The 20,423-nt window shown below is 62.4% G+C and carries 19 protein-coding genes; 1 reads left to right on the plus strand and 18 read right to left on the minus strand.

Translation table 11 applies throughout. From position 1 onward, the window contains the following. Positions 1-31 precede the first annotated feature (31 nt). The 9 genes from GCN74_RS13090 to rpsO form a co-directional block, all read right to left on the minus strand. Positions 32-1,012 (minus strand): NAD(P)H-quinone oxidoreductase, encoded by a 981-nt coding sequence (locus tag GCN74_RS13090; protein WP_152257088.1) that lies wholly within the window; start codon positions 1,010-1,012, stop codon positions 32-34. 96 nt (positions 1,013-1,108) lie between these two features. Beyond that, complete coding sequence (locus tag GCN74_RS13095; RefSeq protein ID WP_152257089.1) at positions 1,109-1,717, minus strand: tetratricopeptide repeat protein; 609 nt, start codon at positions 1,715-1,717, stop codon at positions 1,109-1,111. A 64-nt stretch (positions 1,718-1,781) separates the two neighbouring features. Further along, positions 1,782-2,543, minus strand: a complete 762-nt coding sequence (locus GCN74_RS13100) for a GIN domain-containing protein (RefSeq protein ID WP_152257090.1) — start codon at positions 2,541-2,543, stop codon at positions 1,782-1,784. A 109-nt stretch (positions 2,544-2,652) separates the two neighbouring features. Beyond that, entirely contained in the window at positions 2,653-2,862 is a 210-nt protein-coding gene (locus GCN74_RS13105) for a hypothetical protein (RefSeq protein WP_152257091.1), read from the minus strand. A 159-nt stretch (positions 2,863-3,021) separates the two neighbouring features. Continuing rightward, positions 3,022-4,968 (minus strand): methyl-accepting chemotaxis protein, encoded by a 1,947-nt coding sequence (locus GCN74_RS13110; RefSeq protein WP_193317066.1) that lies wholly within the window; start codon positions 4,966-4,968, stop codon positions 3,022-3,024. A 121-nt stretch (positions 4,969-5,089) separates the two neighbouring features. Further along, entirely contained in the window at positions 5,090-5,386 is a 297-nt protein-coding gene (locus GCN74_RS13115; protein WP_226939022.1) for a hypothetical protein, read from the minus strand. A 9-nt stretch (positions 5,387-5,395) separates the two neighbouring features. Beyond that, a complete protein-coding gene (locus GCN74_RS13120) occupies positions 5,396-6,091 on the minus strand; it encodes a hypothetical protein (protein WP_152257093.1) in 696 nt (231 codons plus the stop codon). A gap of 216 nt (positions 6,092-6,307) precedes the next feature. Continuing rightward, the gene (gene pnp / locus GCN74_RS13125) at positions 6,308-8,425 is read right to left on the minus strand and encodes a polyribonucleotide nucleotidyltransferase (RefSeq protein WP_152257094.1); all 2,118 of its coding nucleotides are present in this window, start codon (positions 8,423-8,425) and stop codon (positions 6,308-6,310) included. Between the two features lie 220 nt (positions 8,426-8,645). Beyond that, a complete protein-coding gene (gene rpsO / locus GCN74_RS13130; protein WP_010399743.1) occupies positions 8,646-8,915 on the minus strand; it encodes a 30S ribosomal protein S15 in 270 nt (89 codons plus the stop codon). Between the two features lie 185 nt (positions 8,916-9,100). On the opposite strand from rpsO, the gene bamE reads away from it, so the two are divergent. Next, on the plus strand, positions 9,101-9,598 hold the full coding sequence (bamE, locus tag GCN74_RS13135) for an outer membrane protein assembly factor BamE (protein WP_152257095.1): 498 nt from the start codon (positions 9,101-9,103) through the stop codon (positions 9,596-9,598). A gap of 141 nt (positions 9,599-9,739) precedes the next feature. On the opposite strand, the gene GCN74_RS13140 is transcribed toward bamE, so the two are convergent. The 9 genes from GCN74_RS13140 to GCN74_RS13180 all read right to left on the minus strand — a co-directional run bounded on the left by GCN74_RS13140 (position 9,740) and on the right by GCN74_RS13180 (position 20,117). Beyond that, a complete protein-coding gene (locus tag GCN74_RS13140) occupies positions 9,740-11,284 on the minus strand; it encodes a 2-isopropylmalate synthase (protein ID WP_152257096.1) in 1,545 nt (514 codons plus the stop codon). A gap of 48 nt (positions 11,285-11,332) precedes the next feature. After that, positions 11,333-12,184 carry a CDP-diacylglycerol--serine O-phosphatidyltransferase gene (gene pssA, locus GCN74_RS13145; RefSeq protein ID WP_152257097.1) on the minus strand — a complete coding sequence of 284 codons (852 nt, stop codon included), beginning with the start codon at positions 12,182-12,184 and terminating at the stop codon, positions 11,333-11,335. Positions 12,185-12,342: 158 nt separating this feature from the next. Further along, positions 12,343-13,098 (minus strand): SIMPL domain-containing protein, encoded by a 756-nt coding sequence (locus GCN74_RS13150; RefSeq protein WP_152257098.1) that lies wholly within the window; start codon positions 13,096-13,098, stop codon positions 12,343-12,345. A gap of 112 nt (positions 13,099-13,210) precedes the next feature. Continuing rightward, a complete protein-coding gene (locus GCN74_RS13155) occupies positions 13,211-13,966 on the minus strand; it encodes an SIMPL domain-containing protein (RefSeq protein WP_152257099.1) in 756 nt (251 codons plus the stop codon). A gap of 219 nt (positions 13,967-14,185) precedes the next feature. Beyond that, a complete protein-coding gene (locus tag GCN74_RS13160) occupies positions 14,186-15,424 on the minus strand; it encodes an MFS transporter (protein WP_226939023.1) in 1,239 nt (412 codons plus the stop codon). A gap of 235 nt (positions 15,425-15,659) precedes the next feature. Beyond that, positions 15,660-16,610, minus strand: coding sequence for an alpha/beta fold hydrolase (locus tag GCN74_RS13165; RefSeq protein ID WP_413541541.1), 951 nt, complete (start codon positions 16,608-16,610; stop codon positions 15,660-15,662). A 191-nt stretch (positions 16,611-16,801) separates the two neighbouring features. Next, a complete protein-coding gene (ilvC, locus tag GCN74_RS13170) occupies positions 16,802-17,818 on the minus strand; it encodes a ketol-acid reductoisomerase (RefSeq protein WP_034750044.1) in 1,017 nt (338 codons plus the stop codon). Positions 17,819-17,892: 74 nt separating this feature from the next. Continuing rightward, positions 17,893-18,384 (minus strand): acetolactate synthase small subunit, encoded by a 492-nt coding sequence (ilvN, locus tag GCN74_RS13175; protein ID WP_010399754.1) that lies wholly within the window; start codon positions 18,382-18,384, stop codon positions 17,893-17,895. Between the two features lie 2 nt (positions 18,385-18,386). Continuing rightward, a complete protein-coding gene (locus GCN74_RS13180) occupies positions 18,387-20,117 on the minus strand; it encodes an acetolactate synthase 3 catalytic subunit (RefSeq protein ID WP_152257100.1) in 1,731 nt (576 codons plus the stop codon). Positions 20,118-20,423 lie beyond the last annotated feature (306 nt).

Here is a 20,423-nt window from a genome sequence, read left to right on the forward strand (position 1 = left end):
CCGATGCCGGTCAAACAGGCAGTGCCCCGTTTCAGGCAACTTGCAACATGATCTTGCCCACGTGCGTGCTCGCCTCCATCAAGGCATGCGCCTCGTTGGCTTTTTCCAAAGGGAAAGTTTTGTAGATCACGGGCTTGATCTTGCCCGCCTCGATCAGGGGCCAGACGGTCGTGCGCAGATGGTTGGCGATGGCTGCCTTGAAGGCGACGGAACGGGGACGCAGGGTGGAACCCGTCACCGTCAGGCGACGGCGCAGCAAGCTACCCAGGTCCAGCTCCGCCTTGGTGCCGCCCTGCACGGCGATCAGGCCGATGCGGCCATCGTCGGCCAGGCAATCGATTTCGCGCGGCAGGTAGTCGCCGCCCACCATGTCGAGGATGACGTCGACGCCGCGGCCGCCAGTCAGTTCCTTGACGACCGCCACGAAATCTTCCGTGCGGTAATTGATGCCCCGTTCGGCGCCCAGCGCTTCGCAGGCGCGCGCCTTGTCGTCGCTGCCCGCCGTGGCGAACACGCGATGACCCAGCGCGGCCGCCAGCTGGATGGCCGCCACGCCGATACCGGACGTGCCGCCCTGCACCAGCAGGGTTTCGCCATCGGCCAGCGCGCAGCGGTCGAAGACATTGCTCCACACGGTAAAGAAGTTTTCCGGCAGGGACGCGCCTTCCAGCGCCGTCAAGCCTTTCGGCAAGGGCAGGCACTGGCCGGGAGGCGCCGCGCAGTACTCGGCATAGCCGCCGCCCTGCACCAGCGCGCAGACCAGGTCGCCCTTGCTGAATGCGGTATTGGCGAAATCGCCATCGACCACTTCGCCCGCCACCTCCAGGCCCGGCAAGTCCGAGGCGCCCGCCGGCGGCGCATACTTGCCCAGGCGCTGCAGCACGTCGGGGCGGTTGATGCCGGCCGCGTGCACCTTGATCAGCAATTCGCCTGCCTTGAAGGCGGGAACGGGCCGCTCGGCGATCTGCAGAACGTCGGCGGGACCTGGCTGGCTGATGGCAACTGCACGCATGGCGGGACTCTTTCTAGGCAAAACGGCGATTGTACGCCAAGCCGCCCAGCCTTGCAGGCCCCCTCCCCAGGAGCCCTCCCGACGCCACCGCCGCCCTTAGCCGGCGCCCGTTTTCGACTGGCGCGGCAAGGGCGTGCCCGGTTTCCATTTTGCCGACAGGGTCTGGCCCTCCTCGACTTGCTCGGGCGTCATCTTGCGCACCACGGCGGCGCGCTGGTCGGCCGCATTCGCATTGCCATTCGCCGCCGCCAGGTTCCACAGCATGTAGGCGATCACGTTGTCCTGCTGCACGCCGCCCATGTGGTAGCGGTACATCAGGCCCAGCACCTGCTGCGCCTCCGCATGGTTCTGCTCGGCAGCCTTGCGGAACCATCCCACGGCCTGCTTGTGGTCCTGCAGCACGGCGTTGCCCGTGTAATACATGGCGCCCACCACATACTGGGCATCGGCCTTGCCCTGGTCGGCCGCCTTGCGGTGCCAGAACATGGCTTGCTTGTAATCCTGCGGCAAGCCCCGGCCCATGTAATACATCAGGCCCAGCAAATGCTGGGCGTCGGCGTTGCCGGTCTTGGCAAGGGGCAATATTTCCTTGTAGGCCAGCGCGTAATTCTTGTTGTTGTAGGCGCTGGCGCCTTCGACAAAGCCCGCCCGCGCAGGTAGCTGTATGACGCACAGCATGAGTAATGTAATGATCAGTTTTTTCATCGGAATGGGAAGAGGTCTGACTGTACTTTTATCGGAACACGCCTTGCGGCATGCACGGACATCCTTATTTCCAGCTCACTTTGCCCAGGCCCTCGACGCTGACATCGCGGTTGGCCGGCTTGCCGTACACCACCACCGAACCGAGTCCGCTCAGGTTCAGCTTGGCATTCGTATGGGCATTCACCGTGGCATTACCGAGGCCGCTCAACTCCAGGTTGACGGCATCGGCTTCGAATTGCTGCGCATTCAGGCTGCCCAGGCCGCCCAGGCTGGCCTTCAGCAGGCGCCCGCGCCCGCCCAGCACCACCGAGCCGGCGCCCTGCAAGTCCAGTTCCGCGCGCTCATTGTTGCCGATCCAGATCTGCATGCTGCCCACGCCGCCCAGGCTGGCATTGAGCTTGCGGTAGTCGCCCACCAGCTTGATGCTGCCCGCCCCTTCCAGCGACAAGGTCAGTTCCTCGCCCTTGAAGCCCGTGATATCCGTGCTGCCAAAGCCTTCCGAGCTCAGTTCGCGCAAGTTCGGCAAGACCAGGTCGGCGCGTATCGACGACGGGCCGATCTTGATGCCGCGTATTTCCGTTTCGATGTGCAGGGTGTCGCCGCTTTGCGCCGTGCTGACATCGGCGATGTAGCGCTTGTCGGCCGTGATGCTCAGCGAAGGCACATTGCCCTGGCGAATGCGCACTTCCATCACGCCATCGAGCTTGACGCGCACCACGCGGGCGTCGATGTTGCGCATTTCCAGCAGGCGGGTCTCGGCGGCCGCGCCGCGCACCAGGCCCAATGTCGCCAGGAACAGCAGCGCCAGTTGCAGTGTCTTTTTCATGTAGTGCATCCTCGGTATCTTGTTTTTATGTGTCGTGGCGTCCGCGCGGGACGCCCGCGCATTGCCACTGGCCAACACTGTAGCAGCGCAGAAAACTGCTGACAATCGATTACGCGAAACGGGCTTTTTCGGCGCCGCTCAGGCGCTTGGCCTTGACTACCACCACTTGCATGGCGGCTTTGCCCGCCGGTGCGGCCAGGGTGGCCGTGGTGCTGGCCACTTGCAGGGCCGGGGCGGCCGGGGCGATGGCGTAGCAGCTGGCGCTGACCAGGATGGCGGCGGCAACGGCGATGACTTCCATGTTTTTAGCGACGTTCATTTGTATCTCCTCGGGTGTCTGGCAGTGGGTTTGCGGTATGGTGTCACTATAGCCATACCGGCCCCGGCAGACACGCCGATTGCGACGAACTGCGTTTTTGGCAGGCTGGCCTGACAAAAACGCGGATAAACGCCGATTTGCTGCTGCGCTTACAGGCGCTTAAAACTCTTCCCACTCGTCGGCGCCGGACCTGGCCGCCTTGACGGGCCGGGCCGGCGGCAGCGCGCGGGCCGGCGCGTGCGGCGCTGGCGCGGCCGGCTTGGCCTTGAGGCGCGTCACGGGCGCAGGCGCCGCGGCAGGGCCCGCATCACCGAGGCGGAACATGCCGACGGCCTGCGCCAGGTCCACCGCCTGCTCCTGCAAGCTTTCCGCGGCCGCCGCCGCCTGTTCGACGAGGGCCGCATTTTGCTGCGTCATGGTATCCATGTGCGTGACGGCCGTATTGATCTCGCCGATGCCGGCGCTCTGTTCGCGGCTGGCCACCGTGATCTCGCTCATGATGGACGTCAGTTGCTGCACCGACGCCACCACCTGGTCCATGGTCTGGCCCGCCTCATCGACGAGCCTGCCGCCGGCGCCCACCTTCTCCACCGAGTCGCCGATCAGCTCCTTGATTTCCTTGGCCGCCTGGCTCGAACGCTGCGCCAGGTTGCGCACTTCGGATGCCACCACGGCAAAGCCCCTGCCCTGCTCGCCCGCGCGCGCCGCCTCGACGGCCGCGTTCAAGGCCAGGATATTCGTCTGGAAGGCGATGCCGTCGATCACGCCGATGATGTCGACGATCTTGCGCGAGCTTTCCTGGATGCCCGCCATGGTCCCCACCACCTGCTGCACCACGCGGCCGCCCTTGGCCGCCACTTCCGAGGCGGACACGGCCAGCTCGTTGGCCGCATGCGCGTTTTCCGCATTCTGCTTGACGGTCGAGGTCAGCTCGTCCATCGAACTGGCCGTCTCTTCCAGCGCCCCCGCCTGCGCTTCCGTGCGCGAGGACAGGTCGGCGTTGCCGGCGGCAATATCGGCCGATTCGCTGCGCACCAGGGTGCTGATGCTGCGGATCTGCACCAGCACGGTGGCGATCTTTTCCACGAACAAATTGAACGCCTGGGCGATCTGCGCCAGCTCATCCGCGCCTTCCGCATCGAGGCGGCTGGTCAGGTCGCCGTCGCCCGTGGCGATCGCTTCCATCGCATCGCGCACCAGTCCCAGGCGGCGCAGGGCGCGCGCCACCAGTGCGCTCAATACGGCGGCGGCCAGGGCCAGCACCAGCAAGGCCGTCAGGGCCGAGGCGCGCAGCATGGAACTCAGCGCCTGCGTCGCTTCCGAACGGTCGAGCACGGTAGCCAGCAGCCAGTCGCTGCCCGGCACCTTACTTACATGCAAGATGCCGTCGCGCTCGCCCAGGCGGATGGCGGCGCCATCGCCGCTCTTTTCGATATCGGCCAGCGCCTGCGCGCTCAGGCCCGGGTCCAGCTCGGCCAGCGGTTTCAGGGTCAGCTTGCCGTCCGGGTGGGCGATGATCTTGCCGCCGCCATCGACGAGGAAGGCGTAGCTGGCCGCCGTCGGCTTGATCGAGGCGACGTTCTGCACCACCGCATCCATCATCACGTCGGCCGCCAGCACGCCCGTCACGCTGCCCTTGCCGCCCAGCGGCTCGGCAAACGTCACCACCAGCTTGCCCGTGCTGGCGCCGATGTACGGCGCCGTGATGACGGGGCCGCCCGCTGCGGACGCCAGCTTGTACCAGGGCCGCGCCGTGGGATCGTAGTCGGCGGCGCGCTGGCGCTCCTGCGAAAAGACGGCATGCTTGTCGGCAAAGCCGATATACGCCATGTCAAACGTGCCCGCCTGCTCGGCCGCCTTCAGGGCCGGCAACGGATCGGCCGCCGTGGCGCCCTGCTTGAGCGAGCCCACGACGGCTTGCTTGGAACGCAGCCATTCGGCAATCGCTTGCGCGTGGCTGTGCGACAGCTGCAGCATCTGCGTGTCGAGCGCGGCCAGGGTACTGGAGCGCGTGGTGTAAAAATTGGCGATGGCGACGGCCAGCATGGCCAGCACGACGATGGAAACGGCGATGGCGATCAGCCGCGCCTTAAGAGAGGACAACATGGTGCATCCAATAAAAAAGAGAAAATCGGGAGGGATGCGCCATGGTCGGTGAATAAGATTTTGTCGTCAAGCAATACTGACTCTCAATTACTCATAAACAACAATTGATACCATATATTAATCATATCTCGCCGCGCAACTTGCGCAGGGCAGCCGATTCGCCGCCCGTCGCCTCGATGCGGAAACGGGCAAATGCCTGTTCCAGCTCGGGGTGACGACGCAAGCCGCCTTCCGTAAAATACGGCCCGCCGGGGATGTCGCCCCAGGCCACGGGAGCGACCAAGGCGCCGGCAGCGGCCTGCGCCAGCAGCGGCGCCAGCGCGCTGCGCAGGCCGGCCACTTCCCCATCGGCGGGCGCCAGGCGCGCCAGCCACTGTTCCAGTTCGGCGGCAAGGGCCTGCAAGCGCAGCTGGTCCATCATCTCTCCTCAGTTCCTGATCGTGCCGATCAGCACGGGGGCCGACCACAAGTTGCGGTTCGGCAGCAAATACTGTTGCGCGCCGCCCTTGCGCCGCACCAGGCCGCCCAGCTCCTGCGTGGGCGCCACCTGGCTGACGAAAACGTTCACCGTGCCCTTGGGCATGATCTGGTACACATCATACAGCGGCGCTTCGCTCTTCAAGGGCAAACCGAAACAGTCGGCCAGGCTGGTGCACTGGCCCGAGGCCAGCTGCAGCTGCGCGCTGGTGGTGAAGTACGGCGAATACGGCGAGACGCTCTGCCCATGCGGCACGATTTTCACCAGCGCGGCCGACATGGCCTGCACGTCGGGCAAGGTGCTGCCGGAAGCGATCTGCTCGACCGCCCGCGCGTATATCGTCTCTGCCGGGGCGGCAGGATCGGCCGCGCGCAATTCGCGCAGGAACTGCTGACCTGCCGCGCCGTCCAGGTAGGGGTCGATGGCTTCCCGCTGCAGGCCCGCCGTCTTGAAAGTGCTGAGGTCGTTGATTTCGCGCGCATGCACGACGCGCAGGGCGTCCAGGTCTTGCGCCGGCATGGCCGCGGAGGCGGCCGCAATGGGGATGGGCAGCGGCACCGGCGTGGGCGCGTTGTCCAACTGTGCCCGGACACCGGGCGCGACGGCAAGCAAAAAGGCGGCGGCCAGCCAGTAGGGTTTCAGCATGCTGCATCTCCTTGGAAGACTCGTTCAGGGGAAGATCCCATCCCGAATCTACAAGGCGCAGCGGCCGCCGATACGCGCAGGATCAAGGCCGATGCACAAGGCGGCATCCACCTTCGATGCAGCGCAAACGATGCGCATAAAAAAACCGCCAGGGCTTGCGCGCTGGCGGTTTTTAAGCATGCGGCCGAAGCCGCACTCAGGCGAACCTGAAGGACATCAAGCGGCTGGCGCTTCGTTGCCTTCGGCAGCTTTCATCGACAGTTTCAGGCGGCCGCGGTCGTCCGTTTCCAGAACCTTGACGCGGACCAGCTGGCCTTCTTTCAGGTAATCGGCCACGGCGTTGACGCGCTCGTTGGCGATCTGGCTGATGTGCAGCAAGCCGTCCTTGCCTGGCATGACTTGCACGATGGCGCCGAAGTCCAGCAGTTTCAGCACGGTGCCTTCGTAGGTCTTGCCCACTTCGACGGAGGCGGTCAGTTCTTCGATGCGGCGCTTGGCTTCCTGGCCGGCAGCAGCATCGACGGATGCGATGGTGACCACGCCTTCGTCGCTGATGTCGATCTGGGTGCCCGTCTCTTCGGTCAGCGCGCGGATCACAGCGCCGCCCTTGCCGATCACGTCACGGATTTTTTCCGGGTTGATCTTGATGGTGATCAAACGCGGTGCGAAATCGGACAGTTCGGTTTTGACGTGCGGCATGGCTTTTTGCATTTCGCCCAGGATGTGCTCGCGGCCTTCCTTGGCTTGCGCCAGTGCCACTTGCATGATTTCCTTGGTGATGCCCATGATCTTGATGTCCATCTGCAGCGCCGTGATACCGTTGCGGGTACCGGCTACCTTGAAGTCCATGTCGCCCAGGTGATCTTCGTCGCCCAGGATGTCGGACAGCACGGCAAACTTGCCGCCTTCCTTGATCAGGCCCATGGCGATACCGGCCACGTGTTCTTTCATCGGCACGCCGGCGTCCATCAGTGCCAGGCAGCCGCCGCAGACGGAAGCCATCGACGAGGAACCGTTCGATTCCGTGATTTCCGACACCAGGCGCACCGAGTAGCTGAACTCTTCAGCGGCTGGCAGGGCGGCGATCAGCGCGCGCTTGGCCAGGCGGCCGTGGCCGATTTCGCGGCGTTTTGGCGTACCGACTCGGCCCGTTTCGCCGGTGGCGAACGGAGGCATGTTGTAATGCAGCATGAACGAATCGGTGAACTCGCCCATCAGCGCGTCGATCTTCTGGCTGTCGCGGGCGGTGCCCAGGGTGGCGACGACCAGTGCCTGCGTTTCGCCGCGCGTGAACAGGGCCGAACCGTGGGTGCGTGGCAGCACGCTGGTGCGGATCGAGATCGGACGCACGGTGCGCGTGTCGCGGCCATCGATGCGTGGTTCGCCGTCCAGGATTTGCGACCGCACGATTTTCGCTTCGATGTCGAACAGGATGTTGTTCACTTCGGCGCTGTCGATCGCTGCGCCGCCGGCGGCAGCCGCTTCAGCGCTCAGGTCGGCGATCACTTCCGACGTCGCTGCTTTCAGCTTGGCCGTACGTTCCTGCTTGTCCTTGGTTTGATACGCATCGTTGATCTTGGCGTTGGCGAAATGCGCGACGCGGGCGATCAGTGCTTCGTTTTTCGGCGCAGGCGCCCATTCCACTTCCGGCTTGCCGCCGTCACGCACCAGGTCGTGAATCGCGTCGATGACGACTTTCATCTGGTCGTGGCCGAAGACCACGGCGCCCAGCATGATTTCTTCGGACAGCTGCTGCGCTTCCGATTCGACCATCAGCACGGCCGTTTCGGTACCGGCGACAACCAGGTCCATCTGCGACGTCTTCAGTTGCTGGACGGTCGGGTTCAGGATGTACTGGCCATTGGCGTAACCGACGCGCGCAGCGCCGATCGGGCCGTTGAAAGGCACGCCCGATACGCACAGGGCAGCCGATGCGCCGATCATGGCGGCGATGTCCGGATCGATTTCAGGGTTGACCGACAGCACGTGAATGATGACTTGCACTTCATTCAGGTAGCCTTCCGGGAACAGCGGACGGATAGGACGGTCGATCAGACGGGATGTCAGTGTTTCTTTTTCGGAAGGACGGCCTTCGCGCTTGAAAAAACCGCCCGGGATTTTACCGGCAGCATAGGTTTTCTCGACATAATCAACCGTCAAAGGGAAGAAATCCTGGCCTGGCTTGGCATCTTTGCGTGCCACCACCGTTGCCAGAACGACGGTATCTTCGATCGACACCAGCACTGCGCCGGATGCCTGACGTGCGATTTCGCCGGTTTCCAGGGTCACTTGATGTTGACCGTACTGGAAGGTTTTCGTAACTTTGTTAAACATGGGGTATCCCTTTTCTAATTGCCGACAGATTTTCAGGGGCTGTCGTTCACCTCACCACAGGCGGCGGAAAAACCGTTGCCGCCTTTACTACTTTACTTTTAAAACATGATATCGGTAGAGCATACTTCACTTACCGACAGAAATCCGGAATTCAAATGACAAAATGCCCGCGTCAGCGAACTGGCGCAGGCATTTCTGTATAAACCTTGTACGGCAAAAATTACTTGCGCAGACCAAGTTTAGCGATCAGGTCGCGATAACGGGTAGCGTCTTTAGCCTTCAGGTAGGACAACAGGCTCTTACGACGGTTGACCATCATGATCAGGCCGCGGCGGGAGTGGTGATCTTTCGAGTGGGCTTTGAAGTGGCCGTTCAGTTCGTTGATGCGAGCTGTCAGCAGTGCAACTTGCACTTCAGGGGAGCCCGTGTCGTTTTGACCACGTGCGTTGTCCGCGATGATAGCGGCTTTGTTGATGTTTTCTACTGTCATGATAAACCTTTCACATGCGGTGCACAGAGTCTGAACCCTATCCACCGTGAACTACGATTATTAAAATACTGGCCGATGCTTCCAACCAGACGCGCAAGTATATCGGAAAAATGCCCGCCTGTATCCTGCCGCGCGCGCTTTTCTCGGTGCATGATAGGGTTTTCCTGCATTTCAGGAGGTCAAACATGAAAAAGCTGCTCAAATTAGCAACACCGCTGCTGCTTGCCGCGCTGGCCGGCTGCGCCAGCTGGAATGCCCCGCCGCCGCAGGCGGGCGAAGCGCGCACCGCCGTGGAAGCGCGCCTGGGCCGGCCAACCGGCATCTACCAGCTGCCCACGGGGCTGGAACTGGAATACGCGACGGGACCGTACGGCCAGTACACCTATATGGCCCGCTTCGGCCCCGACGACAGGTTAATTTCCTATGAGCAAGTACTCGACACGCCGGGCTTTGCCCGCATCAAGGTGGGCGTGTCGACCCAGCAGGACGTGCTGCACACCCTGGGCCGCCCGACGGAAAAATCCTACCTGCCGCTGCCCAAGCTCTACGTCTGGTCCTACCGCTACAAGGAGTCGGGCGTGTGGGATTCCATGATGCATGTGCACTTCGACCAGGACGGCATCGTGCGCATGATGATGAACGGGCCCGATCCGGACAAGGAAGAGCGGCGTTTCTTCTGGTAAAGCATTACCGGCGTAACGACGCCTGATAAAACCATAGCGAGCGGCAGTGATTTGTGGCCGAGAATCGCAGCCGTGCTGAAGCACGGTGAGCATCGCCGGCCGCAAAGCGCGACGCGCAGCAGGTTTGATCAGGCGTCCTGCCTACGGCTGCGGATCGATGCGCTCGTCCTTGGCGTGCAGCTTGTTCAGCGCCGACAGATACGCCTTGGCCGAGGCGACGATGATGTCCGGATCGGCGCCCACGCCGTTGACGATGCGCCCGTCGCGCGACAGCCGCATCGTCACTTCGCCCTGCGACTGCGTGCCCGTGCTGATGGCATTGACGGAGAACAAGACCAGTTCCGCCCCGCTGGCGGCTGCGCTTTCGATGGCGTTGACGGTGGCGTCGACGGGGCCGTCGCCCTGCCCTTCGCAGCTGCGCTGCTTGCCGCCGACAAGAAATTCCACGCGGGCGCGGGGCACGGCGCCCGTCGTCGATTGCTGCGTCAGCGAAATAAAACGGTAGTGCTCACTCTCCTGCGCCTGCTGCTCCTCGCTGACGAGGGCCATGATATCTTCATCGAAGATCTCGGATTTCCGGTCCGCCAGCTCCTTGAAGCGGATGAAAGCGGCGTTGATGTCCGCTTCCGATTCCAGCGCGATGCCCAGCTCTTGCAGCCGCTGCTTGAAGGCATTGCGGCCCGACAATTTTCCCAGCACGATCTTGTTGGCCGTCCAGCCCACGTCTTCGGCGCGCATGATTTCATACGTCTCGCGCGCCTTCAAGATGCCATCCTGGTGGATGCCGGAAGCGTGCGCAAAGGCGTTCGCGCCCACGACGGCCTTGTTCGGCTGCACGGCAAAGCCCGTGATCTGCGACACCATTTTTGACGCGGCCACGATTTGCGTCGTGTCGATGCCCACCGTCAAGTTGTAATAGGCGGCGCGCGTGCGCAACGCCATCACCACCTCTTCCAGCGCCGTATTGCCGGCCCGCTCGCCCAGGCCATTGACCGTGCACTCGATCTGCCGCGCGCCGCCGATCATGACGCCGGCCAGCGAATTGGCCACGGCCAGGCCCAGGTCGTTATGACAATGGACAGACCAGATGGCCTTATCGGAATTCGGTATGCGTTCGCGCAAGCGCTTGATGGTATTGCCGAAGATTTCAGGCACGGCATAGCCCACCGTGTCGGGGAAATTGATGGTGGTGGCACCCTCGGCGATCACGCCTTCCAGCACGCGGCACAGGAAATCCTCGTCGGAGCGGCTGCCGTCCTCGGGGCTGAATTCGATGTCGTCCGTGAATTGGCGGGCAAAGCGCACGGCGTTCCGCGCCTGCAGCAAGACTTCCTCGCGCGTCATGCGCAGCTTCATCTGCATGTGCAGGGGCGAGGTGGCAATAAAGGTGTGGATGCGCTTGCGCTCGGCCGGCGCCAGCGCTTCGGCGGCGCGGGCGATGTCGCGGTCATTGGCGCGCGACAGCGAACAGATGGTCGATTCGCGCACGGCGCCCGCAATTGCCCGTATCGACTCGAAATCGCCCTGCGAGGCAGCGGCGAAGCCCGCTTCGATCACATCGACCTTCATGCGTTCGAGCTGCTTGGCGATGCGCAGCTTTTCTTCGCGCGTCATGGAAGCGCCCGGCGATTGCTCGCCGTCGCGCAAGGTGGTGTCAAAAATGATGAGTCGGTTGCTGGTGCTCATGGCTGCTCCTGGCTGGCTGAAGACTGGCGGCGCTACCGACTCGGCGCGTCAATGCTCGGGGTCGGTCTGTATGATGCTGACGGGCTTGCCCTTCGCCATGCGCCAGAAAAACACGGCGTAGCCGGACAGGCCATAGGCGACGAAAATCGGGAACAGCACTTTCGGCGGGTCGATGGAAATGAGCGCAAAGAACAATGCCAGCAGGAATACCACGATGAAGGGCACGGACTTGCGGAAATTCACATCCTTGAAACTGTAGAACGGCACGTTGGTGACCATGGTCAGGCCGGCGAACAGGGCGATCGCCCACGACACCCAGGCCAGCTGGTTGCCGGCAAATTCCAGGTCGTTCATCAGCAGGATGAAGCCGGCCACCATGGCCGCTGCCGCCGGGCTGGGCAAGCCCTGGAAGAAGCGCTTGTCGACCACCTGGATATTCGTATTGAAGCGGGCCAGGCGCAGGGCGGCACCGGCGCAATACACGAAGGCAGCCAGCCAGCCCAGCTTGCCCATGCCGCGCAGCGACCATTCATAGATCACCAGCGCCGGCGCGGCGCCAAACGACACCATGTCGGACAGGCTGTCGTACTGGGCGCCGAATTCGCTCTGCGTATTCGTCAGGCGCGCGATGCGGCCGTCGAGGCCGTCAAGGATCATGGCGATGAAGATGGCCCAGGCCGCGTGCTCGAATTTCTGGTTCATGGCCATGACGATGGCGTAGAAGCCGCAAAACAAGGCTGCCGTCGTGAAGGCGTTCGGCAACAGGTAGATGCCGCGGCGACGCAAGGTTTTCTTGCCAGTGCCATCGGTCACCGGCTGGCGCACGAATTTGCTGAAGCGGGACGCTTTGGATGCTGCGGGGGTGCCGTTCTTGCCTCTACGACGGGGGAAGTTTGCCATGTTGTTCCATATCTTGTGTACTGCCGGGGATTCGGTGCCAGATGACGGGCGCACGGCCACTACACCATGCGCCTGCCGATGTTGCCATTATAGAGGAGCCGCCGCCAAAGAAAAGCGCGGCGTAGCAGACCTGGCAACATTGAAGGCCATTCACGTGCTTACTTGAACTTGATTTTCGCTACCAGTCCCATGTTCAGGGTCGTTTCGCCCGGCTCGAAACTCGGTTCGGCCACCTGGCTGCCGCCATAAGCCGCCATATCGGCGCTCATGGCGCGTGCGCCGGCCACGTTGACGCGCTGCGCGTAGTTGCCCGAACCTTCGAAATCGATGGTGTCGATCACGGCGTCATTGACGTTGCGGCCCATGGCGCCGGCGATGGCGGCCACGCGCTCGTTCAGGTTCTTGTAGGCGGCGGCGATGCGCTGGTCGTCGAGCTTGCGGACGGTGGCGGGCGCCAGGCCGAAGTTCAGGCGGTTCAAGGTCAGCACGCCTTGTGCCGCGGACACGGTTTTCGGCAAGGCAGCGAGGTTGCTCGTCGTTACCTGCAGGTACTGGCCCACTCTCCAGCCGGTCGGCACGCGCGGCTTGGCGGCGGCACCCGGCGGCAAAGGCGCCGTTTCCGGGTACACGGCATACGTGTAGTAGCCCTGGGTCTTCAGCACGGCTTGCGGATCGGCTTTCTTGACGATGGCCACGCCCTGGTTCATCTTCTGGTTCACGCGCGAGGCGGCGGCGGCCTTGTCCTTGTCCTGCTCTTCGATGGCCAGGGTGACGGTCACCTGGTCATTCGCATGCACCACTTCGCCATTCGCGGGCACCACCACGAGGGTGCCCGCGGTGGGCAAGGCCTGGGCTTGTGCGCCCAGGGCAACGGTAGCAACGGCCGCAGCCAGCAACGATTTCATGACGGTCATAGTATTCTCCTGGAAAATAATGGGGCAAAAACGACCATGGGGCCAGAAGCCCCATGATTTTTCAAACAATCTACTGCGGAAAACTACCGCTTTACGCAGCTCAAACGCGTGCTTACTTGAACTTGACCTTGCCGACGACGCGCATGTCCAGGGTCGTTTCGCCTGGCTCGAAGCTAGGTTCGGCAACGGCGCTGTCATCGGCCATCTTGGCGCTGCGCATCATCATCGGTGCGGCGGCCGGACGGCTTTCATTGGCGTAATTGCCCGAACCTTCGAAGTCCACCGTATCGAGCACGGCGTCGGAAACATTGCGGCCCATGGCCTTGGCGATGGCGGCTACGCGCTCGTTCAGGTTTTTATACGTGGCGGCGATGCGCTGGTCGTCCAGCACGCGGATGGTTTCCGGCTTCAGGCCGAAATTCAAGCCGTTCAGGGTCAGCACGCCTTGCGCTGCCGACACGGTTTTTGGCAGCGCAGCCAGGTTGGCCGTCGTCACTTCCAGGTACTGGCCCACGCGCCAGGCCGTAGGCAAGCGTGGCTTGGCGACGGCGCCGGCTGGCAATGGGCGCTCTTCCGGATACACGGGATAGGTGTAATAGCCGTACGATTTCAGCGCGGCAGAAGGATCGGCCTGCTTGACGATGGCGATACCCTTGTTCATCTTCTGGTTCACGCGCGACGCGGCGGCGGCCTTGTCCTTGTCCTGTTCTTCGACGGCCAGCGTCGCGACGACCTGGTCGTTAACATGCTTGACTTCGCCAAATGCGGGTACGACCACCAGGGTGCCGTTGGTCGGCAAGGATTGGGCTTGTGCGCTCAAGGCAACGGTGGCAGCGGCGGCAACAAGGACGGATTTCATCACGGTCATAGGGTACTCCTAGGTGGTTAATAATGGCTGACAACAAGGCATGCAGCCGCAGCCGTACTGGACTGCGGTGTCACATGCGCTTGAGAAACTTGTCAAACTGTGTAGATTCTAACGCCTCACTCGTTCCCGTGGCGCAAATTAACAAATCGTCACAAAATGCGTCAACCAGTCACATCTGCTCACATTTAAATAACAACGTTATTTTATATAACATTGATATCAATGCCCCGCCACCACGCCGCCGCTGCGGCGGCCCGGCTTGAAGCTATGGCGGCGCGCGCGCCAGGCGATGGCCAGCGCCACCAGCAGCAAGGCCAGCATGGCCCACGGGAACGAGGCCGCGCCATAGCCGTCCAGCAGCATGCCGCCCGCCAGGCCGCCGCCCGCGATGGCCACGTTCCAGATGGTTGCCACCATGGCTTGCGCCACGTCCATGCCGTCGCCGGCCGCATCGGCCGACGCCGTCTGCAGCAAAGTGCCGGCGCCGCCAAAGGTGACGCCCCAGATGGCCATGCTGACATAGATGACGGCCGGCACGTCCATCGCCAGCCCCAGCGCCACCACCACCAGCGCAAACGCGGCGATACAGCCAAGCACGAGCTTGCGCAGCCAGCGGTCGATCAGCTGGCTGACCAGCCAGATGCCGGCCAGCGAGCCCGCGCCATACACGAGCAGCACCAGGTCGACGCGGGGACGCAAGCCCGACGGCGCCAGGAACGGTGCGATATACGTATATAAAATGTTATGCGCCAGCATCCAGGCGACGATGACCGCCAAAATCGGCCGCACGCCCGGCGTCATGAACACCTGGCGTATGCTCAGGCGTTCGCCGTTCTTTTGCCCCGGATAATCGGGCACGGCCAGCAGCACCCACGCGACCAGCACCACGGCCAGGCCGGACATGATGCCGAAGATGCTGCGCCAGCCCAGCATGCCGCCCATCAGGGTGCCCAGGGGCACGCCCAGCGACAGGGCCAGCGGCGTGCCGATCATGGCGATGGCCATCGCCCTGCCCTGCTGCTCGACACCCACCATGCGGCGCGCGTAGCCGGCCATCAGGCCCCAGGCCAGCCCGGCCGCCATGCCCGTCACGAAGCGCGACACCAGGGCGACGAGGTAGTTCGGCGCCAGGGCCGTCGCCGTATTGAAGACCAGGAAGCCGACGATGGCCAGCAGCAAGACATTGCGCCGGCGCCAGGTGCTGGTGAGCGCCGTCAGGGGAATGGCCGTCAGGATGGAACCGATGGCATAGACGGTCACCAGCTGGCCCGTCATGACCTCGGAAATGCCGAGGTCCCGGGCAATCTGCGGCAGCAAGCCGGCCGGCAAGGTTTCCGACAGGAGGGCAAGAAACGCCGTCATGGCCAGGGCCAGCAAGGCCAGGACGGGAAGGCGATCGGAAATGGAAGATTCTGCAGCGCCCGGCATGGGCACTGCCGCGGGAATGCGGTCAGTCATAGGGGTCCTTCTGGTTGCGCAGGCGGCTGATAAGCAGCGCCTGGCGTGCTACGAAAGCGGTGATGCGCGTTGCGGCCGGCAGATACCGAAACAGATGCAGTCCATGTAAAACTGCAAAGGAAGGGCGGGATTATATAGGAATATGAAAAGACAGGAGGCGGGCGAAAAGCGGGCGGGCAAGAAAAAACCGGGCTTCCGCAAGAAAACCCGGTTTCCGGGGGGCCAGGGCAGCGCCCTATTTGCCGCGCCGCAGGAAAGCCTGGATGGCATCCACCGTCGCGGCCGGCTGCTCTTCCATCAGCCAGTGGCCCGCATCGGGCACCACCAGTTCCGTGACGTTGGCGGCGGCATTGCGCATGACCACCGCCTCGTTGGCGCCGAAGGACTTGGCGCCGCCGATCGCCAGCACGGGCATGGTCAGCTTGCTTGCCATCGAGCGCAGATTGTCTTCGGCATCTTGCGGTATCGCAAGGAATTGCGCGAAGGCCGCATGCATGGCGCCCTTGCGCGCATACAATCTGGCGTAATGGCGCCGCGTTTCCTCGTCGATCTTGGCTGGCGTGCCGGCGAATTCATTCCAGAAGCGGTCCAGGTAGATGCGCTCGCGCCCCGCCACCAGGCGTTCGGCATCGGGGCCGCCAAACGAAAAGTGCCACAGTTGCGGACTGCGCACGATCTGTTCCCACGGCGGAATGCCGGGCACGGGCGCATCCATGACGATCAGCCGCTCCGTCTTGTCCGGGTAGCGGGCCGCATACGCGTACGCCACCATCGTGCCGATATCGTGCCCGACAACGTCGGCGCGGTCGATGCCCAGCTTGTCGAGCACGGCACGCATGTCGGCCGCCTGCGTGCGCTTGTCATAGCCGCCCGCCGGACGCGAAGACAGGCCCATGCCGCGCAAGTCGGGCACCACCACCGTGTGCTCGCCGGCCAGCGCCGCCGCCAGCGGCGCCCACATGTCGCCCGTATCGCCAAAGCCGTGCAGCAACAGCACGGCCGGGCCGGAACCGCCCACGCGCACGTGGATCGTGCCGTCGGGCGTGGCGACATTCATGGTCTTGAAGCTCTTGGGAAAGGCGGGAACGCCCGCCTGCGCGCTGCTAAAGGAAAACAAGGTCAGAACGGTGGTCAGAAACAGGCCCAACAGACGAGTTGGGAGCGAAGCCAGGGCTATCGTGTGCACGTACGCCTCCTGATCAAGATGGTGCCGAAACCGGCAGCATTCAGGGTAACACCGGCAGGCACCAGTGCCGCACCTCATTGATAAAAAAGTAAATGTGGAGCAATGCGCGGCAGGCGGGAAGCGGGCGCCATCGCTGACGAAAAAAAAAGCCGGCTTGCGCCGGCTTTTCATGGTGAATCCGCAAAAATTGTTTAGTTTTTCGACTGGTCAACCATCTTGTTCTTCGCAATCCAAGGCATCATGGCGCGCAGTTTGGCGCCCACTTCTTCGATCTGGTGCTCGGACGTCAGGCGGCGGCGCGAGATCAGGGTCGGTGCGCCTGCCTTGTTTTCCAGGATGAAGCTCTTCGCGTATTCGCCCGTTTGAATATCTTTCAGGCATTGACGCATCGCATCCTTGGTGGCCGAGGTCACGACTTTCGGGCCCGTCACGTATTCGCCGTATTCGGCGTTGTTCGAGATCGAGTAGTTCATGTTGGCGATGCCGCCTTCATAGATCAGGTCGACGATCAGCTTCAGTTCGTGCAGACACTCGAAGTAGGCCATTTCCGGCGCGTAGCCCGCTTCCGTCAGGGTTTCGAAACCGGCCTTGATCAGTTCCACGGCGCCGCCGCACAGCACGGCCTGTTCGCCGAACAAGTCCGTTTCGGTTTCTTCACGGAAGTTCGTTTCGATGATGCCGGCACGGCCGCCGCCGTTGGCCGACGCGTACGACAGGGCGATATCGCGGGCGATGCCCGACTTGTCCTGGTACACGGCGATCAGGTGGGGCACGCCGCCGCCCTGGGTGTAGGTGGCGCGCACGGTGTGGCCCGGGGCTTTCGGCGCAACCATGATCACGTCCAGGTCGGCGCGTGGCACGACTTGGCCGTAATGCACGTTGAAGCCGTGGGCGAAGGCCAGTACGGCGCCTTGCTTGGCGAACGGGGCGATGTTTTCGTTGTAGACCTGGGCGATGTTTTCATCCGGCAGCAAGATCATGATGACGTCGGCCGCTTTCACGGCGTCGTTGACTTCCGCTACTTTCAGGCCCGCTTGCTCGACCTTGGTCCACGAAGCGCCGCCCTTGCGCAGGCCGACGGTGACGTTGACGCCCGAATCGTTCAGGTTTTGCGCGTGCGCGTGGCCTTGCGAACCGTAGCCGATGATGGCAACGTTTTTGCCTTTGATCAAGGAGAGGTCAGCGTCTTTGTCGTAAAAAACTTTCATGGTATTTCCTATCATTTGATGATGCGTTGTTGTTTTAAATGCGGCGCCAGGGCCGCGTAGAGCTGCTTATATTTTTATACTTTGAGGATGCGTTCGCCGCGGCCGATGCCGGAACCGCCCGTGCGGACGGTTTCCAGGATGGCGGCGCGGTCGATCGAATCGATGAACGCGTCGAGCTTGACCTTGTTGCCGGTCAGTTCGATCGTGTACGTCTTTTCGGTGACATCGATGATGCGGCCACGGAAGATATCGGCGGTGCGCTTCATTTCCTCGCGCTCCTTGCCCACGGCACGGACCTTGATCAGCATCAACTCGCGTTCGATATGCTGGCCTTCGGTCAAGTCCACCACCTTGACCACCTCGATCAGGCGGTTCAAGTGCTTGGTGATCTGCTCGATGATGTCGTCCGAGCCGCTGGTGACGATGGTCATGCGCGACAGGGTCGAGTCTTCCGTCGGCGCCACGGTCAGGGTTTCGATGTTGTAGCCGCGTGCCGAGAACAGGCCCACCACGCGCGACAGGGCGCCCGCTTCGTTTTCCAGCAAGACAGAAATAATATGGCGCATGATTAGAGATCCTCCGAGCCGAGCATCATTTCGGACAGGCCCTTGCCGGCTTTCACCATTGGCCACACGTTTTCGGACTGGTCGGTAATGAAGTTCATGAATACCAGCCTGTCTTTCATGCCAAACGCCTCTTTCAGGGCGCCGTCGACGTCGCCCGGTTTTTCAATTTTCATGCCCACGTGGCCATATGCCTCGGCCAGCTTCTCGAAGTCGGGCAGCGAATCCATGTACGACTCGGAATAGCGCGAACCGTAATCGATTTCCTGCCACTGGCGCACCATGCCGAGGAAACGGTTGTTGAGCATGATGATCTTTGGCGTCAGGTGATACTGCTTGCACGTGGCGAGCTCCTGGATGCACATCTGGATCGAGCCTTCGCCGGTAATGCAGGCAACGGTGGCGTCCGGATTGGCCATCTGCACGCCCATGGCGTACGGCAAGCCGACACCCATGGTGCCCAGGCCGCCGGAATTGATCCAGCGGCGCGGCTTGTCGAAGCGGTAATACTGTGCCGCCCACATCTGGTGCTGGCCCACGTCGGACGTGATGAAGGCGTCGCCCTTGGTGATCTCGAACACTTTCTCGACCACCGATTGCGGCTTGATGACGAGGTCGGAGGTCGGGTATTTCAGGCATTCGCGGCCACGCCATTCGGCGATCTGCTTCCACCAGTTCGACAGCGCATTGACGTTCGGCCTGGCTTCGGTCGCGTCCAGTTGCGCGAGGAACTCGATCAGCACATCCTTGACGTTGCCGACGATGGGAATATCGACCTTCACGCGCTTGGAAATCGACGAAGGATCGATGTCCACGTGGATGATCTTGCGCGGATGCGAGGCGAAATGTTTCGGGTTGCCGATCACGCGGTCATCGAAACGGGCGCCGATGGCGATCAGCACGTCGCAATTCTGCATCGCCATGTTCGCTTCGTAGGTGCCGTGCATGCCGGGCATGCCGACAAACTGCTCGCTCGAGGCGCGGTAGGCGCCCAGGCCCATCAAGGTGTTGGTGCACGGGAAACCCAGGCGGTCGACCAGCTTGTTCAGCTCGGCCGATGCGTTCGCCAGGATCACGCCGCCGCCCGTGTAGATCATCGGGCGTTCGGCTTGCAGCAGCAGCTGCACGGCCTTGCGGATCTGGCCCGAGTGGCCCTTGTCGACGGGACGGTAGGAACGCATCTCGACTTCCTTCGGATAGTCGAAATGGCATTTGTGCATGCTGATATCCTTGGGGATATCGACCAGCACGGGTCCCGGACGGCCGGTACGGGCGATGAAGAAGGCTTTCTTGATCGTGGCCGCCAGGTCCTTGACATCCTTGACGAGGAAATTGTGCTTGACGACGGGGCGCGTGATGCCGACCGTGTCGCATTCCTGGAACGCATCCTGCCCGATGGCGTGGCTCGGCACCTGGCCGGAGATCACCACCATGGGAATCGAGTCCATGTACGCGGTCGACAGGCCCGTGACGGCATTCGTGACGCCCGGACCGGACGTGACGATGGCGACACCGACTTTGTTCGAGCTGCGCGAATAGGCATCGGCGGCGTGAATCGCGGCCTGCTCGTGGCGTACCAGGATATGCTGGAATTTGTTTTGCTGGAAGATGGCGTCGTAGATGTAGAGTACGGCTCCGCCCGGATATCCAAAGACGTGCTCGACGCCCTCTTCAGCCAGACAGCGCACGACAATTTCTGCGCCCGTAATTGGTCCTGCTGCTGCTTCGGTATTCATGAAACATTCCTTTCAAGGTCCATTGGAGATTGATCGGATGTTCTTTCCTGACGAAGTTCGCTGTGCGCGACAGTGCTCCTGCTTCCCTTTTCATGCGGTCACGCAATTTCTTTGGGCACCCATAGATACCTTACAAAACAACGCTTAACGCAACTCGTTTGGCCGGAGTTTCTGTGGCGCCTGTACGAACCGCTCGCGCTTGTGGCGCGGGTTAGAACAAACTGCCTACAAATGAAAGCGCGTCTTGCCGCGGATGGCCTTGTGTGCCGGTCGCGACCTGACCATAGGGCTTTGGGGTGTTCAAAG

The organism is Janthinobacterium sp. FT14W (assembly GCF_009208755.1).
GTDB classification, from domain to species: domain Bacteria; phylum Pseudomonadota; class Gammaproteobacteria; order Burkholderiales; family Burkholderiaceae_D; genus Janthinobacterium; species Janthinobacterium violaceinigrum.

Coding starts and splice junctions, on each gene's coding strand:
- GCN74_RS13100 (WP_152257090.1), bottom strand. CDS start 2,543: ATGAAAAAGACACTGCAACTGGCGCTGCTGTTCCTGGCGACATTGGGC.
- ilvN (WP_010399754.1), bottom strand. CDS start 18,384: ATGCGCCATATTATTTCTGTCTTGCTGGAAAACGAAGCGGGCGCCCTG.
- GCN74_RS13150 (WP_152257098.1), bottom strand. CDS start 13,098: ATGACCGTCATGAAATCGTTGCTGGCTGCGGCCGTTGCTACCGTTGCC.
- ilvC (WP_034750044.1), bottom strand. CDS start 17,818: ATGAAAGTTTTTTACGACAAAGACGCTGACCTCTCCTTGATCAAAGGC.
- rpsO (WP_010399743.1), bottom strand. CDS start 8,915: ATGACAGTAGAAAACATCAACAAAGCCGCTATCATCGCGGACAACGCA.
- GCN74_RS13105 (WP_152257091.1), bottom strand. CDS start 2,862: ATGAACGTCGCTAAAAACATGGAAGTCATCGCCGTTGCCGCCGCCATC.
- GCN74_RS13120 (WP_152257093.1), bottom strand. CDS start 6,091: ATGCTGAAACCCTACTGGCTGGCCGCCGCCTTTTTGCTTGCCGTCGCG.
- GCN74_RS13115 (WP_226939022.1), bottom strand. CDS start 5,386: ATGGACCAGCTGCGCTTGCAGGCCCTTGCCGCCGAACTGGAACAGTGG.
- GCN74_RS13140 (WP_152257096.1), bottom strand. CDS start 11,284: ATGAGCACCAGCAACCGACTCATCATTTTTGACACCACCTTGCGCGAC.
- GCN74_RS13155 (WP_152257099.1), bottom strand. CDS start 13,966: ATGACCGTGATGAAATCCGTCCTTGTTGCCGCCGCTGCCACCGTTGCC.
- pnp (WP_152257094.1), bottom strand. CDS start 8,425: ATGTTTAACAAAGTTACGAAAACCTTCCAGTACGGTCAACATCAAGTG.
- GCN74_RS13110 (WP_193317066.1), bottom strand. CDS start 4,968: ATGTTGTCCTCTCTTAAGGCGCGGCTGATCGCCATCGCCGTTTCCATC.
- pssA (WP_152257097.1), bottom strand. CDS start 12,184: ATGGCAAACTTCCCCCGTCGTAGAGGCAAGAACGGCACCCCCGCAGCA.
- GCN74_RS13090 (WP_152257088.1), bottom strand. CDS start 1,012: ATGCGTGCAGTTGCCATCAGCCAGCCAGGTCCCGCCGACGTTCTGCAG.
- GCN74_RS13095 (WP_152257089.1), bottom strand. CDS start 1,717: ATGAAAAAACTGATCATTACATTACTCATGCTGTGCGTCATACAGCTA.
- bamE (WP_152257095.1), top strand. CDS start 9,101: ATGAAAAAGCTGCTCAAATTAGCAACACCGCTGCTGCTTGCCGCGCTG.
- GCN74_RS13160 (WP_226939023.1), bottom strand. CDS start 15,424: ATGACTGACCGCATTCCCGCGGCAGTGCCCATGCCGGGCGCTGCAGAA.
- GCN74_RS13180 (WP_152257100.1), bottom strand. CDS start 20,117: ATGAATACCGAAGCAGCAGCAGGACCAATTACGGGCGCAGAAATTGTC.